Source organism: Burkholderia stabilis, assembly GCF_001742165.1.
GTDB classification, from domain to species: domain Bacteria; phylum Pseudomonadota; class Gammaproteobacteria; order Burkholderiales; family Burkholderiaceae; genus Burkholderia; species Burkholderia stabilis.
The window spans coordinates 3,135,010-3,148,702 of record NZ_CP016443.1 but is presented as its reverse complement, the minus strand read 5'-3'; the positions used below and the strand labels follow the sequence as shown (position 1 = coordinate 3,148,702).

The window sequence follows — 13,693 nt, the reverse complement described above, 5'->3', positions numbered from 1 at the left end:
GCGAGGGGCGACCGACGGAGCCCGTCTAACGAAGTCGACGGATTACGGGCGCGCCATGTAGCGGACGACCCGGCCCGGACCCGACACGCGGCCCATGCTGAACACGTTGCCGTAGCTGCTCGTGACACCGGACGGCCCGTTGTACAGGCTGCCCATCGTGAACACCGACTCGCCGCCGTGCAGCACGCCGTTGTTGGACACGTTCCCCATGACGAAGAGCGAGTTCACGGCGCGCAGCGCACCCAGGTTGACCAGATTGCCCACGACCTTGACGTCGGCGCCTTCGGTCGTACCGCTGTTGGTCGCATTGCCCATCACGAAAAGCGACTTCGACGCGCTCAGCGCGCCCGCGTTGGACAGGTTGCCCATGACCGTGACGTCGCCGCTCTCGGTCGTACCGTCGTTGGTCGCATTGCCCATCACGAAGAGCGACTTCGACGCATGCAGCGCGCCCGTGTTGGTCAGCTCGCCCATGACCTTGACGGCGGCGCCTTCGGTCGTACCGTTGTTGGTCGCATTGCTCGCCACGAAAAGCGAATCCGACGCACGCAGCGCGCCCGCGTTGGTCAGGTTGCCCATGACCTTGACTTCGGCGCCCTCGAGCGTGCCGTCGTTCGTCACATTCCCGATCGCGGTGATACGGTTGTCCGCGCGCAGCGTGCCGGTGTTGGTCGCCGTACCCAGGACCTTCACGTTGCGCCCGCTGACGACACTGTCGACCCCGTTGTTGCTCAGGTGCCCCAAGATGTCGAGCGCACCGATGCTGCTCAGCGAGCCGGCATTGGTCACATTGCCCGCGATCCGGACGCTGCGGCCCCGCACGGTGCCGTCGTTGCGGAGGGTGCCGGACACGTCGACGGCGTCGCCACGGACCGTGCCGTGATTGTCGAGCGCGCCCGAGACGGATACCGCTCCGGCCTGCAGTTGCCCGCCCGACTCGATCGTCGCCGTGCCGCTCGACACGATCGATGCGGTGCCTGCCGACGCGTCCACCATGCCGGCGATCTTCACGCCGGTTTTGGCCGACGCACCGACCAGCGAGATCTCGTTCGCTTGCAGGCTGCCTGCTCCGGACACGTCGATCGCCACGTCCGGCGTCTCGCCGGCCGTCGGCCACGCGGTCGTTTGCAGCTTCGACTTTTCGATCGACGCCGTTCCTTGCTGCGCGACCGCGACCAGCTTCTTCGCCTGCACCGCCCCATCGACCTTCAGGGTGCGCGACACGAGATCGAGTTGATTCGCGCCACGCGCGTCGAGACCCGCGCCGTCGATCGTGATGCCGCCGTCGTCGGTGTGGAAGCGCGCGACATTGCCGAACAGGTCGAAACCGGTCGTGCCCGCGACGAGCGACACGCGGTTCGCGTTGACGAAACTCGCACCATTCACGCTGATCCCGTTCGGGTTCGCGACGATCACGCGCGCATTCTGCCCTGCGACTTCCGTCGTGCCTGCCAGCACCGATGCGTTGCCGCCCGTCACCTGGTTCAGGATCACCCGCGCCGACCGGCCGCCGAGTCGCCCGTTGCCGGCGATGCTGCCCGCCAGCCGCGTGTTCGTGCGGTCCACGCTGTTGTTCAGCACGAGGCCGTTCGCGCCGACGTTGTAGTCGAGGAAGCGGTTGAGCGAAATGCCGGCGAAATTCGGTGCGTTGATGTCGACGAGCGGGGTGCCGTTCAATGCGACGTCAATACCGGGGCGATTGTTCGTGGAGGGGTCCGCGACGAGTTTCGGGTTCGTTTCGGTAACCGGCGGCTCCGTTTCTGCGACCGGGTGTTCGGGTTCAACCGGCGGCTTCGTTTCGGCGACCGGCGGTTCCGGATCGACCGGCGGCTTCGTTTCAGCAACCGGCGGTTCCGGGTCGACCGGCGGCTTCGTTTCAGCGACCGGCGGTTCCGGATCGACCGGCGGCTTCGTTTCAGCAACCGGCGGTTCCGGGTCAACCGGCGGCTTCGTTTCAGCAACCGGCGGTTCCGGATCAACCGGCGGCTTCGTTTCAGCAACCGGCGGTTCCGGGTCGACCGGCGGCTTCGTTTCAGCAACCGGCGGTTCCGGATCGACCGGCGGCTTCGTTTCAGCAACCGGCGGTTCCGGGTCGACCGGCGGCTTCGTCATGTTTTCAGAGATCGTCCCGGAGCCGGTGATCTGCCCTGTCACCGTTACCTTGCCGTTAGCGCCTACGATACCCGGCGCGTCCTGATGAAGGTTACCTGCGATCTGAACACCGCTACCGCCGTAAATCGACCCGGTGTTGCTCACATCGGCCGTGACATCCAGCTTGCCGTCCGCGTGCAGGGTGCCCGTGTTCGCCACGGCCTTGAGCAACGTCAGCTTGCCGCCGGTGATCGTGCCCGCATTCTCCAGCGTGTTGGTCGCGGTCAATTCGCCGGCCGCCGACATGTGGCCGTTCGCTGCGACCCGGATCTTGCCGTCCGACAGCAACTCGAGCTTGCCGGTCAGCGCTTCGACCTTGCCGGCAACGTTCACGCCAACACCCGCGGACGCGCCGCGCATCAGAATCGAGTCGGCGTGCATGCTGCCGAGCTTCGATACGTCGATCGCGACATCGACCGCGTCGCTATCCAACGATGGCATGAACATCGGCAGGTTGGGCTGCTCGATCAGCGCCCGCCCCTTTTGCCCGACGGCGACCAGGCGCTTCGCCTGCACGGCCGCATTCACCTCGAGCGTGCGTGCGACGAGGTCCAGCTGGTCCTGACCGCGCGCGTCGATGCCATCACCATCGATCGTGATGCGTCCGTTGTCGGTTCGGAACAACTGGATGCTGCCGTTTTGATCGAACTCCACCGTTCCCGCGACAACCGATGCACGGTTCGCGTTGATGAAGCTCGCGCCGTTCACGCTGATCCCGTTCGGGTTCGCGACGATCACCCGCGCTTTTTGCCCTGCGACTTCCGTCGCACCTGCCAGCACCGACGCGTTGCCGCCTGTCACCTGGTTCAGGATCACCTGCGCCGAACGGCCGCCGAGTTGCGCGTTGCCGTCGATGGCGCCCGCCAGTTGCGTGTTCGTGCGCCCGACGCTGTTGTTCAGCACGAGACCGTTCGCGCCAACGTTGTAGTCGAGAAAGCGGTTGATCGAAACGCCGGCGGCATTCGCTGCGTTGATGTCGACGATCGGCGTGCCGTTCGATGCGACGCCGAGACCGGGGCGGTTGGCCGCGGAAGGGTCAGCGACGAGCGCCGGTTGCGCGGACGCGGTCTGCACCGCAAGGATCGGCATCGCGACCGTCAGCGCCGCAGCGAGTGCGGTGCGCGCGAACGGCGTGGCCGCGCGCGGGCGCGGGAATTGTTGTTGATGTTTCATGGTCATTTCGGTTTCCGGAAAATGAATGAGGCGGCGTGGCACAGGCCGCGCCGATGACGAACGAGCGTGCGTGCTTACATGGCGACTCCCTCCGTGACGTACGGCGGGCGCGGGCGCGCCCGCAACGATCAGAAACGCGCAAAGAGCGATACGTCGACCGTAGGTCGCGCGGTGTGCAGCGCGCCGGGCTTGCGTAGCGGCACGCCGAGCGCGATGTCGTAGCCGAGCATCCGGTAGCCGCCGCGCACGCCGAGCGCGGCGCCGAGCAGCGTGCGCCCGTCCCGGCCCGCGCCTTCGCGCGAACCCGCGCCCGTCACCACGCCGGCATCGAGCGCGGCATAGGCCTCGTGCGCGCCGAACACCGGCGTCGCCAGTTCGTTGCGCCAGAACCAGCCGCTATCGCCGGCGAGCGTCTGATTGCCGTCGAAGCCGCGCACCGTGTAGCGGCCGCCGATCTGCAGGTATTCGGTCGATGGCAGCGCGCCGGGCGCGTACTGAAGCTGGAGCGATCCGCGATAGCCGAACGCACGCGTGCCGATCCGGAACGGCGCATCGGCGCCGAGCGACGCGCTGTACACGCGATAGCGTCCGTCCCATTCCGGCTGGCCGTTGACGCGCCCGGGAAAGGCGCTCAGGCCGGCGAGGCTCGCGCGCATGCCGATGCTCGCGTCGACCGTCGCACGCGCGAGCTTCTCGCGATGCGATGCGCCCACTTCGTAGCTGACGATGTCGTGGCGGAACACGTCGAGCTCGACCGGGCCGAACCACGAACGGTCCTCGCGCCGTGCAAGCCTGAAGCGCAGCGTCGTCTTGCCATGACCGGAGCGATACGGCACGTAGCTCACGCCGGCTTCGTAGCGGCGGGTCCGCTGGCCGAGCGGCGGCATGACCTCGCCGGGCAGCTCGGGCACGAGCGCCTGCCGGCTCGTCCACTCGCTGATGCCGAGCGAAAACGACGCATAACCGACCGGCACGTTCCATGCGGCGCTTTTCGCTTGCGAGCCGAGCGCCTTGTTGCCCAGTGCGGCGTCGGTGTTGTAGGTGACGATCAGTTGGTCATAGAGCCGCAGCGGCGAATCGATCGCGACGATCGCGCCGAGCTGGTTGCGGCCGGTCGCATCGAGCCCACCGTTGTCGGCGGTCGCGATGAAGCGAACGCGGCGCGCATCGTCCGGATGCCGGACGACGATGTCGGTATCGCCAAGCGACGCGCCGGGAACCAGATCGAACGCGGTGGCCGACTGACCGGGCAAGCGGCGCACGTTCTCGAGCGCCTGGTCGAGATCACGCACGTTCAGCAATGCGTGTGCACCGCGCGGAAACAGGATGGGCGCCCAGCCGATCCGGCCACTCGCATCGTTGATGGCACCGATGCGGCCGGGCAGCAATTCGATGATCAGACGGCCGGTCGACAGATCCTGCGACGGAATGCTCACGAGCGACGTGATATAGCCGCGCGCGACGAGACGCTTTCCGACCCATTCGCGCAGCAGGCTCAAGCCTTTCTGTCCGATGCATGCGTGTTCGAGCGGGATCGCATCGCGCAACCACGGGAATGCGTCGGCGCCGCGCCACTCGATTTCATGAATGTCGAAACACGGCGTTTCCTCGGGAAAGCGCAACGTGTCGGAATCGCTTGACGACTTAGCGGACAGCACGTCCGGCTGGTCGAGCATCTGTTGCTTCAGCTCGTCGAGTTGCTGGGCCTGATGGCGCTGCGCACTCTGCGGCTGCGCGCCGGCCTGCGGTGTCTGCGCGGCTGCCGCAACGGCGAATGCCAGCAGGTTCGCGGCGCTCAGCAAGCGCCCTGCACTCACCGTCCGCATGATGAAACCCGGGAATCGACCGGTGTGATCGAATCGCACCAGCCCGGGTGGGGATTCGCGTGATCCCCCTGATGCGCGTGACCGCCGAATGGAGCCACGCACTGCATATTGGCAAACGGAATCCGTTCGCCATCGCTTTTGTTAATTATCCTTAACACTTAAACCCCGCCCATCTCGCGACACGTCAAGCAATCGCGGATTATGCGGAGTCGAATTATCGAATTTCAATTGAAACTATCGTCTTGAAATTAAATTCATACTTGTCTCATTCTTTTTAACCGGAAACTTCGGACATTTCATGCAATCGAGTCAATGGCGGCCGACTTCGGCGAGGCATGTCGGCGCTTACGCGCTGTGGCGTTGCAACGCTTCGCGCGGCAACGCCAGCACACCGCACGACGGCCCCATCGACTGCTTGCAGACACGTGACCGAGCGGCAGCGTGCAATAAGCGATGATCGACGCGATAAATATCGCGATCGTCGGAATATATTCGAATCGTGGATTATTGCGAGTTTTACGTTGAATATTGCTTGACGAATTGCGCGCCGTCGCCGTCATCGATGCCGGCCCGGCCAATAAACCCGTTGCGCAACGGCGCGCACGCCGTTTCACGCATCCGTCGCGCGTTTGAGCAGCAATTCACGCTCGCGCGCATTGCGGGTCAACTCCGCCGCGCGACGGAACTCGGCCTTCGCCTCGTCGGCGCGGCCGAGCTTCGCGAGCAGGTCGCCGCGCACGCTCGGTAGCCAGTGATAACGCGCGAGCGCAGGATCGTCGCGCAACGCGTCGACGAGTTCGAGCGCCGCGGCGGGCCCGAACGCCATCCCGACGGCCACCGCGCGATTCAGCTCGACGACGGGCGACGGCGCGACTTCGGCGAGCGCGTCGTACAACGCGACGATCTGCGCCCAGTCCGTATCCGACGCCTGCCGGGCACGTGCATGGCAAGCCGCCAGCGCGGCCTGCAGCGCGTACGGCCCGCGCACGCCGCCGAGCTTCGTCGCGCGCTCGAGCGCCGCCAGGCCGCGCCGGATCAGCAACGGATCCCAGCGGCTGCGGTCCTGGTCGAGCAGCAGCACCGGCCGGCCCTGCGCGTCGGTACGCGCGTGCATGCGCGACGCCTGCAATTCCATCAACGCGACGAGCCCGAGGACTTCACTCTCGTCCGGCGCAAGCCCGGCAAGCACGCGCCCGAGCCGCAGCGCCTCGTCGCACAGCGCCGGGCGCATCCAGTCGTCGCCCGCGGTCGCCGCATGGCCTTCGTTGAATACGAGATAAATCACTTCGAGCACCGACGCGAGCCGCGCGGGCCGCGCATCGGCAGCCGGCACCTCGAACGGCACGCGTGCCGCCGAGAGCGTGCGCTTCGCGCGCACGATCCGCTGCGCAATCGTCGGTTCCGGCGTCAGGAACGCACGCGCGATCTCGCCCGTCGTCAGCCCGCCGAGCAGCCGCAGCGTCAGCGCGACGCGCGCGTCGGTCGACAGCACCGGATGACACGACGTGAAGATCAGCCGCAGCAGGTCGTCGCCGATATCGTCGTCGCGCGCATCGGCGAGCGCATCCGCGATGTCCGGAACGACATGCGCTTCGAGCGCATCCATTTCGTGACCGAGCTGGTCGCGCTTCGCCGCATGCAGCGATTCCTGCCGGACCCGATCGAGCGCGCGACGCTTCACGGCCGTCATCAGCCAGGCGGCCGGGTTGTCGGGCACGCCGTCGACGGGCCAGTGCTCGAGCGCGGCGACGAGCGTGTCCTGCGCCAGCTCCTCGGCCACGCCGACGTCGCGCACCACGCGCGCGGCGCGCGCGATGATTTTCGGCGCCTCGATCCGCCAGACCGCTTCGATCGCACGATGAGTCGCCTCATGCGTCACGACGCCTGCCCCTGCGCGGACGCGTCCTGCTCCACGTACATCAGCTCCCACGCATGGCCGTCCGGATCGCTGAACCCGTGACCGTACATGCCCGGATACTCCAGCGGCGGACGCGGCGTGGTCCCGCCGGCCGCACGCGCCTTCGCGACGGTGTCGTCGACTTCGGCACGGCTTTCGCACGACAGGCACGACAACACCTGCACGTGCGTCGCCGGGTCGACGATCGTCTTGTCGGTAAAGGTCTGGAAAAACGGCCGCACGAGCAGCATCGCGAAAATCGTCTCGCTGATGCGGAGGCAGGCGGCCTGATCGTTCGTATAGGCCGGCACGACTTCGAAACCGAGCGCCTGGTAGAACGTCTTCGAGCGCGGCAGGTCGGCCACGGGCAGGTTGATGAAAACCATCTTGTGCATGACGTGTACTCCGGGTGAGGTTGGATTCAGGCTGGGATTCAAACAGCGTTGCTACGGCCGACGTGCAGCTCGCGGAACCGCTCGACCGCGTCGCTCGGCGTGAGATCGTCGAGCTCGAACAGCGGCCGCACCTCGATCTCGCAATCCATCTCGGCGCCGAACGGCGCGGGGAAACGGCGCGTCCACTCGAGCGCCTCGTCGCGCGAACGCACCTGGATCAGCGTATAGCCGGCGATCAGTTCCTTCGTTTCGGCGAACGGGCCGTCCACCACCGTGCCCTTGCCGCCCGTGTAGCGCACGCGCCAGCCGCGCGCGCTCGGCCTCAGCCCGTTCGCGTCGAGCAGCACGCCGGCCCGGGCCAGTTCCTCGTGGTAGACGGTCATGGCCTCGACCAGCCGGTTGTCCGGCAACGCGTCGGATTCGCTGACGGCGTTCGCCCGGATCATGATCATGAATCGCATCGTTCACTCCTTGTCTCGATGGAAGGAGGCGCCCGTTCATCGGCGCCTTATCCGGACGACGGGCGAGAGACGGCCGAATCGACGCGCGCCGCGACGAATCAGGGTAAATACCGAGTCGCGACAGTCACAGGAAGCACGGGCCGACCGCGCGCACCTCGACCGTGCACCACTGGGCGGCCGGGCACTGGCGCGCGATCTCGATCGCTTCCTCGCGCGTGTCGACGTCGACGAGGAAGAAGCCGCCGACCATCTCCTTGGCTTCCGCGAACGGGCCGTCGAGCAGGCGCGTCTCGCCGTCGCGCACCTGCACGCGCGTGCCGCGCTCGGAGCGCTCCAGCGACTCGACGCCGCGCAGCACGCCGCGCGCCTTCAGCGACTCGGCGAAATCGACCATCCGTGCGTAAAGCGCCTGGCCTTCGTCGAGCGTGCGCTCGGCGCGCTGGTCGGTCGGTTCGACAATCAACAGCATGTAAGACATGGACTTCTCCTGTGGAGGCGGGGCGGCAATGCTCACTGCGTGATCGGCGTGCGGCATGCAGCGCCCGGTGCGAAAGCGTAACAGCCGCGGCGCGGCTTGCCTGCATCGTTGGCCATCCGGTACTGGCCGAACGGCCATTTCGACCGCTGCCCGGCATTTTGCCGTCAAGATGCTTTCCCGAACTCCCGGATTTTCTTCCAGCGAACCGTCCCATGTCACGCCTGCTTGCACCGCTCATCGTTGCGCTGTCGCTCGACCTTTCGGGCCAGCCGGCCTCGGCCGCGCTGCCGGTCAGCGCCGGCTGCGGCGGCGCGACGATGCCGATTGCCGACATCCGCGGCACCGGCGGCCCGTCGCCGCTCGCCGGGCAAACGACATCGATCGAAGCCGTCGTCACCGCGGCATTCGGCGGCGCCGGCGGCCTGGGCGGCTTCTTCGTCCAGCAGGCCGATGCGCGGCGGCGGCACCGGCCCGGCGTCCCGGAAGGCCTGTTCGTGTATGCGCCGAACGCGCGCGCGAGCGCCGGCGATCTCGTTCATCTCACGGGCAGGATCGACGAGAAATATGGCCGGACGCAGTTCGTGCCGTCGGGCCGCATTGCCGTCTGCGCACGCGGACAGACGGTCACGCCGGCGACGCTCATGCTGCCGGTCGACACGCCGGCCGTGCTGGCCGCGCACGAAGGCATGCTGGTGCGCCTGCCGCAAACGCTGACGGTCTGCGATACGCATGAACTCGGCCGCTACGGCAGCGTCGTCCTCAGCAACGGCCGGCTGCGCGTTCCGACCCACGTCGCCCCGCCGGCCGAAGCCGCCGCACACGCGGAGGTCAACGCGCGCAACCGGATCGTGCTCGACGACGGCTCGAGCCGCGTCGATCCCGCGACCGTCCGCTATCCGCCGCCCGCGCTGAGCGCCGCCAACACGCTGCGCGCGGGTTACACGGTGCGCGGCGTCGAAGGCGTGCTGGAGCTGCGTTATGGCGCGTGGCGGCTGCAACCCGCGGCCGGCCCGGGCCCGGTGTTCGACGCCTCTGCGAACCCGCGTGCCGGCGCGCCGGCCCGGCATGCCGACGCCGACGCGCGCATCGTGTCGTTCAACGTATTCAACTATTTCAACGGCGACGGACGTGGCGGCGGATTCGACGCGCCGGCCAACCGCGGCGCGAAAACGCCCGCGATATTCGCGCGGCAGGAAGCGAAGATCGTCGCGGCCTTGCGCGCGCTGCGCGCCGACGTGATCGGGCTGATGGAAATCGCGAACAACGGCTATGGCGACGCAAGCGCCGTGCAGCGTCTCGCCGCGCAACTCGGCGACGGCTGGCACGCGGTCGACCCCGGCACCGCGCGGCTCGGCCACGACGCAATCGCGGTCGCGCTGCTGTACGACAGCCGCACGATCGAGCCGGTCGGGCGCGCCGCCACGGTCGCGCTCGGCGGCCGGCACCGCCCGCCGCTCGCGCAGACATTCCGGCGCATTGGCGGCACGCGTACGTTCACGGTCGCGGTCAATCACCTGAAATCGAAGAACTGCCCGAACGCGACCGGCGCCGATCTCGACCAGTCAGATGGCCAGGGCTGCTGGAATGCGGCGCGCACGCGGGCAGCGACGCGCATCGCCGACTGGCTCGCCGCGTCGCCGACGGGCATCGCGGCCGACGGCGTGCTGCTGATCGGCGACCTGAACAGCTATGCGAAGGAAAATCCGGTCCGCGCACTCGAATCACGCGGCTACGCGAACCTGGTTGCCCACTTCGCCGGCGATGCTGCGTACAGCTACGTATTTCGCGGCGAAGCCGGCAACCTCGATCATGCGCTCGCCACCCCCGCGCTCGCCGCGCGCGTGAAGGCCGTGCACCTCTGGCACATCAACGCCGACGAACCGGTTGCACTGCAACCCGTGCCCGATTACAAAACACCCGCGCATCGATCGTCTTATTACGCACCCGACGCATACCGCTCGTCGGACCACGATCCCGTCATCATCGACGTCGCGCTTGGCGATGGCGGCCCCGGGACGGCCGCGGGCACGAACCCTGCTCGTCGACAACGCGTCGACTAGTGCATTTGCATCAACACAAGGCCTGCAACGGCACTATTTACCTGATGCCCCTGCCGACGCCATATTTACCGGACTTTCACTTCGTACCGCCATCAGGCTCGCCGTTTCGCCTTATTGCGAAATTTTTTCAATCGCTGCGCCGCCCCGCGCGGCGGGGCTTCCCGGCGATCCTGCCGACGAATTGAAAATTTGTCTCGAAACTCAATTGGGTCAAGTGAATCACATCAGTTGCTGGGATTCGTCTTATCTTCAAATTTGCCTGGAATCGAAGGAGGATAAACACCATGGCGCTTACCGACTCGATCGAACACAAGCTGGACCGCGGCCTGTCCGACATCCGTCGCACCGGCCGCCGCGTGGGACGCACGACACGCTCGGCCGCGCGCGACCTGCACGCCGACGTGACCGACGATCTGCGCGGGCTGGTCGACGAACTCGAAGACCTGCTGAAAAACGATGGCGACGGCGATATCGCCGCGCTGCGCAAGCGCGTGCAGTCCCGGCTCGATGAAGCGCGCAGTGCGCTCGACCATGCATCGGGCAGCGCGGCCGCCCGGCTGCGCGATTCGGCCGAACGCGTGTCGCAGGCCGTGCACGACAACCCGTGGCAGACCGCCGGCGTCGTCGCGGGCCTCGCATTCGTTGCGGGCCTGCTCCTTGCCCGCCGTTGAACAGGGCCGGCCGCCCCGCTGCCCGCCCCGTCCGTCCTCAATCAGACAACGAAGGAGAACCGCCATGCAGAAGTCCCTCGCCATGAAAGCCGCCGCCGCCGTGATGCTCGGCAGCCTTGCGCTCGCCGGCTGCACGACCACGCCCGACAAACCCGAGAACGCGTCGACGAGCGCGTCGAAGCGCCAGTCGATCGACGCCAGCGTGAACGCGACGCTGTCGCGCCTCTATTCGACGGTGCCGGGCTCGCGTGAGCTCGTCGGGAAATCGCGCGGCGTGCTCGTGTTCCCGAACGTGCTGCAGGCCGGCTTCATCGTCGGCGGCCAGTCCGGCAACGGCGCGCTGCGCGTCGGCGGCAGCACCGTCGGCTACTACAACACGTCGTCGCTGTCGGTCGGCCTGCAGGCCGGCGCGCAGTCGAAGGCAATCGTGTTCCTGTTCATGACGCAGGATGCGCTCGACTCGTTCCGCAAGTCCGACGGCTGGGCCGCCGGCGCCGACGCATCGGTCGCGGTCGTGAAGGTCGGCGCGAACGGTGCGGTCGACACCACCACGGCCACCGCGCCGGTGGAGGTGCTGGTGCTGACCAACGCGGGCCTGATGGGCGACCTGTCGGTAAACGGCACGAAGGTCACGAAGCTCAATATCTGACGATGCGCCGCACGGCACCACGCCGTGCCCGCGTCCCGGCAGCGCCGCGGCCCCGGCCGCGGCGTTTTCGCATGTGTCGCACGCAGCGGCTATGATGGCGGCACCTTTGCGGGCATACTCCCGATGGGCCGCCCGTGCGGCGGGTCGCCCCGCACCGCGTTTCACCGCGAACCGTGACGTTCGCGAGCCGATCGCGCCCGGGGCAACGAGATTCAATCAAACCAAGCATCAATCTGCGCGAATGCCACCCATGGATAGCGGACACCACGATCACCAAAAATTCTTCTATTTCCTGCTGTTCGCGGTCACCGTCGGCATGTGCGGGATTCTCGCGCCGTTCTCCGGGGCCGTGTTCTGGGGCACCATTCTCGCGATCCTGTTCCAGCCCGTGCAGCGCTGGCTCGCCGCGCGTTTCGGCAAGCGGCGCAACCTGGCCGCGCTCGTGACGATGACGCTGATCATCCTGATCGTGATTCTGCCGCTCGTGTTCGTCGCCGGCACGCTCGTACAGGAAATCGCTTACGTCTATCAGGAAATCAAGACCGCGCAGCCGAACTATTCGCAGTACTTCCAGGACATCATCCACGCGCTGCCGACCTCGATCCAGCGCCTGCTCGCGAAATACGGGCTGACCAACATCCCCGGCATCCAGAAGAAACTGACCGACGGCGCCGCGCAGATCAGCCAGTTCGCCGCGGCCCAGGCGTTCAGCATCGGCCAGAACACGTTCCAGTTCATCGTCAGCTTCGGTGTGATGCTGTACATGGTGTTCTTCCTGCTGCGCGACGGCGGCGAGATCGGCCGCCGCGTGCGCCGCGCGCTGCCGCTCGACGAGGAGCACAAGAACCTGCTGCTCGCGAAGTTCACGACGGTCGTGCGCGCAACCGTGAAAGGCAACATCGCGGTCGCGCTCGTACAGGGCGCGCTCGGCGGGCTGATCTTCTGGATCCTCGGCATCCAGGGTGTCGTGCTGTGGGGTGCGCTGATGGCGTTCCTGTCGCTGCTGCCCGCGATCGGCGCGAGCCTCGTGTGGGTGCCCGCGGCGCTCTACTTCCTGGCGGTCGGCGAAATCTGGAAATGCGTGATTCTCGTCGCGTTCTGCGTCGGCGTGATTGGCCTCGTCGACAACCTGCTGCGCCCGATCCTCGTCGGCAAGGATACGAAGATGCCCGACTGGGTCGTGCTGATCTCGACGCTCGGCGGCATGGCGCTGTTCGGCATCAACGGCTTCGTGATCGGGCCGCTGGTCGCCGCGCTGTTCATGGCGAGCTGGGACATCTACGCGCGCTCCGAACAGGGCGAATGACGCGCCGCGCGGCCGCGCGCCGCGCATCCATCCGCGTGCGGAAACCCTTCCGTCACGGGTGACGAATGCGGATCACGACGGGCGCTGCGGCGCCCGTCGCTTCATCCGCCGCAACGGTCATCTCACCGCCATGCGGACCCACGCGATGAGCACGGCCCGGCACCAGCGGCACGGTTCGCTCGTCATAGGCATCGCGCCACGTTGCGCGCACGCCCGAACCGGCATCGTTCACCGCGAACGGCGTACCGTCTGGCCCGACCAGCGCGACATGCGCGCCCGGCAAACGCCGGCCATGCGCATCGAACCGGAGCGTCGCCACTGCGTCGCCCGCTACCTCCCGACCATCGACGCCCACACCCGACGGCGCGTCGAACGTCACGTCATAGAGATCGACGAGCGCGCCGGTGAAGTGCACCATGCCGTCCCGCGCCGCCTGCCCGGCCGCCATCGCATTCGACATCGCACACACGATGCCGAGACCGATCATCATCGTCCGCACGACGCCGATATGGCGCATCATTCGATCGCCCATCGCTGCCGATGCTGCCCGCTTCGTGTTGTTCCGCATGCTCCCTCCCCTCGCCGTGTGACCAGAAAAAAAGGCGGCGTGACGCGTCTGTCACGCC

Annotated in this window: 11 protein-coding genes; 4 read left to right on the top strand and 7 right to left on the bottom strand. The window is 67.1% G+C overall.

Annotated elements, in window-relative coordinates:
* Positions 1–42: 42 nt before the first annotated feature.
* From BBJ41_RS31930 to BBJ41_RS31905, 6 genes are all read right to left on the bottom strand, one after another.
* Entirely contained in the window at positions 43–3,324 is a 3,282-nt protein-coding gene (locus tag BBJ41_RS31930) for a filamentous hemagglutinin N-terminal domain-containing protein (RefSeq protein ID WP_167362229.1), read from the bottom strand.
* Positions 3,325–3,452: 128 nt separating this feature from the next.
* A complete protein-coding gene (locus BBJ41_RS31925; protein ID WP_069750131.1) occupies positions 3,453–5,150 on the bottom strand; it encodes a ShlB/FhaC/HecB family hemolysin secretion/activation protein in 1,698 nt (565 codons plus the stop codon).
* Positions 5,151–5,760: 610 nt separating this feature from the next.
* A complete protein-coding gene (locus tag BBJ41_RS31920; RefSeq protein ID WP_069750130.1) occupies positions 5,761–7,029 on the bottom strand; it encodes an RNA polymerase sigma factor in 1,269 nt (422 codons plus the stop codon).
* Positions 7,026–7,442, bottom strand: a complete 417-nt coding sequence (locus tag BBJ41_RS31915; protein WP_069750129.1) for a VOC family protein — start codon at positions 7,440–7,442, stop codon at positions 7,026–7,028. Before BBJ41_RS31915 ends, BBJ41_RS31920 begins: the two co-directional genes overlap by 4 nt.
* A gap of 38 nt (positions 7,443–7,480) precedes the next feature.
* Entirely contained in the window at positions 7,481–7,903 is a 423-nt protein-coding gene (locus BBJ41_RS31910) for a YciI family protein (RefSeq protein WP_069750128.1), read from the bottom strand.
* A 124-nt stretch (positions 7,904–8,027) separates the two neighbouring features.
* Entirely contained in the window at positions 8,028–8,381 is a 354-nt protein-coding gene (locus tag BBJ41_RS31905) for a YciI family protein (protein WP_069750127.1), read from the bottom strand.
* Positions 8,382–8,593: 212 nt separating this feature from the next.
* Between BBJ41_RS31905 and BBJ41_RS31900 the strand changes: the two genes are divergently transcribed.
* The 4 genes from BBJ41_RS31900 (at position 8,594) to BBJ41_RS31885 (ending at position 13,067) form a co-directional block, all read left to right on the top strand.
* Positions 8,594–10,441 carry an ExeM/NucH family extracellular endonuclease gene (locus BBJ41_RS31900; RefSeq protein ID WP_069750126.1) on the top strand — a complete coding sequence of 616 codons (1,848 nt, stop codon included), beginning with the start codon at positions 8,594–8,596 and terminating at the stop codon, positions 10,439–10,441.
* 284 nt (positions 10,442–10,725) lie between these two features.
* On the top strand, positions 10,726–11,112 hold the full coding sequence (locus BBJ41_RS31895) for an ElaB/YgaM/YqjD family protein (protein WP_069750125.1): 387 nt from the start codon (positions 10,726–10,728) through the stop codon (positions 11,110–11,112).
* 64 nt (positions 11,113–11,176) lie between these two features.
* A complete protein-coding gene (locus BBJ41_RS31890) occupies positions 11,177–11,761 on the top strand; it encodes a BPSL1445 family SYLF domain-containing lipoprotein (protein WP_069750124.1) in 585 nt (194 codons plus the stop codon).
* A 250-nt stretch (positions 11,762–12,011) separates the two neighbouring features.
* Complete coding sequence (locus BBJ41_RS31885; protein ID WP_069750123.1) at positions 12,012–13,067, top strand: AI-2E family transporter; 1,056 nt, start codon at positions 12,012–12,014, stop codon at positions 13,065–13,067.
* A 52-nt stretch (positions 13,068–13,119) separates the two neighbouring features.
* Here BBJ41_RS31885 and BBJ41_RS31880 read toward each other — a convergent pair whose 3' ends face one another.
* Positions 13,120–13,635, bottom strand: a complete 516-nt coding sequence (locus BBJ41_RS31880) for a thioesterase (protein ID WP_069750122.1) — start codon at positions 13,633–13,635, stop codon at positions 13,120–13,122.
* Positions 13,636–13,693 lie beyond the last annotated feature (58 nt).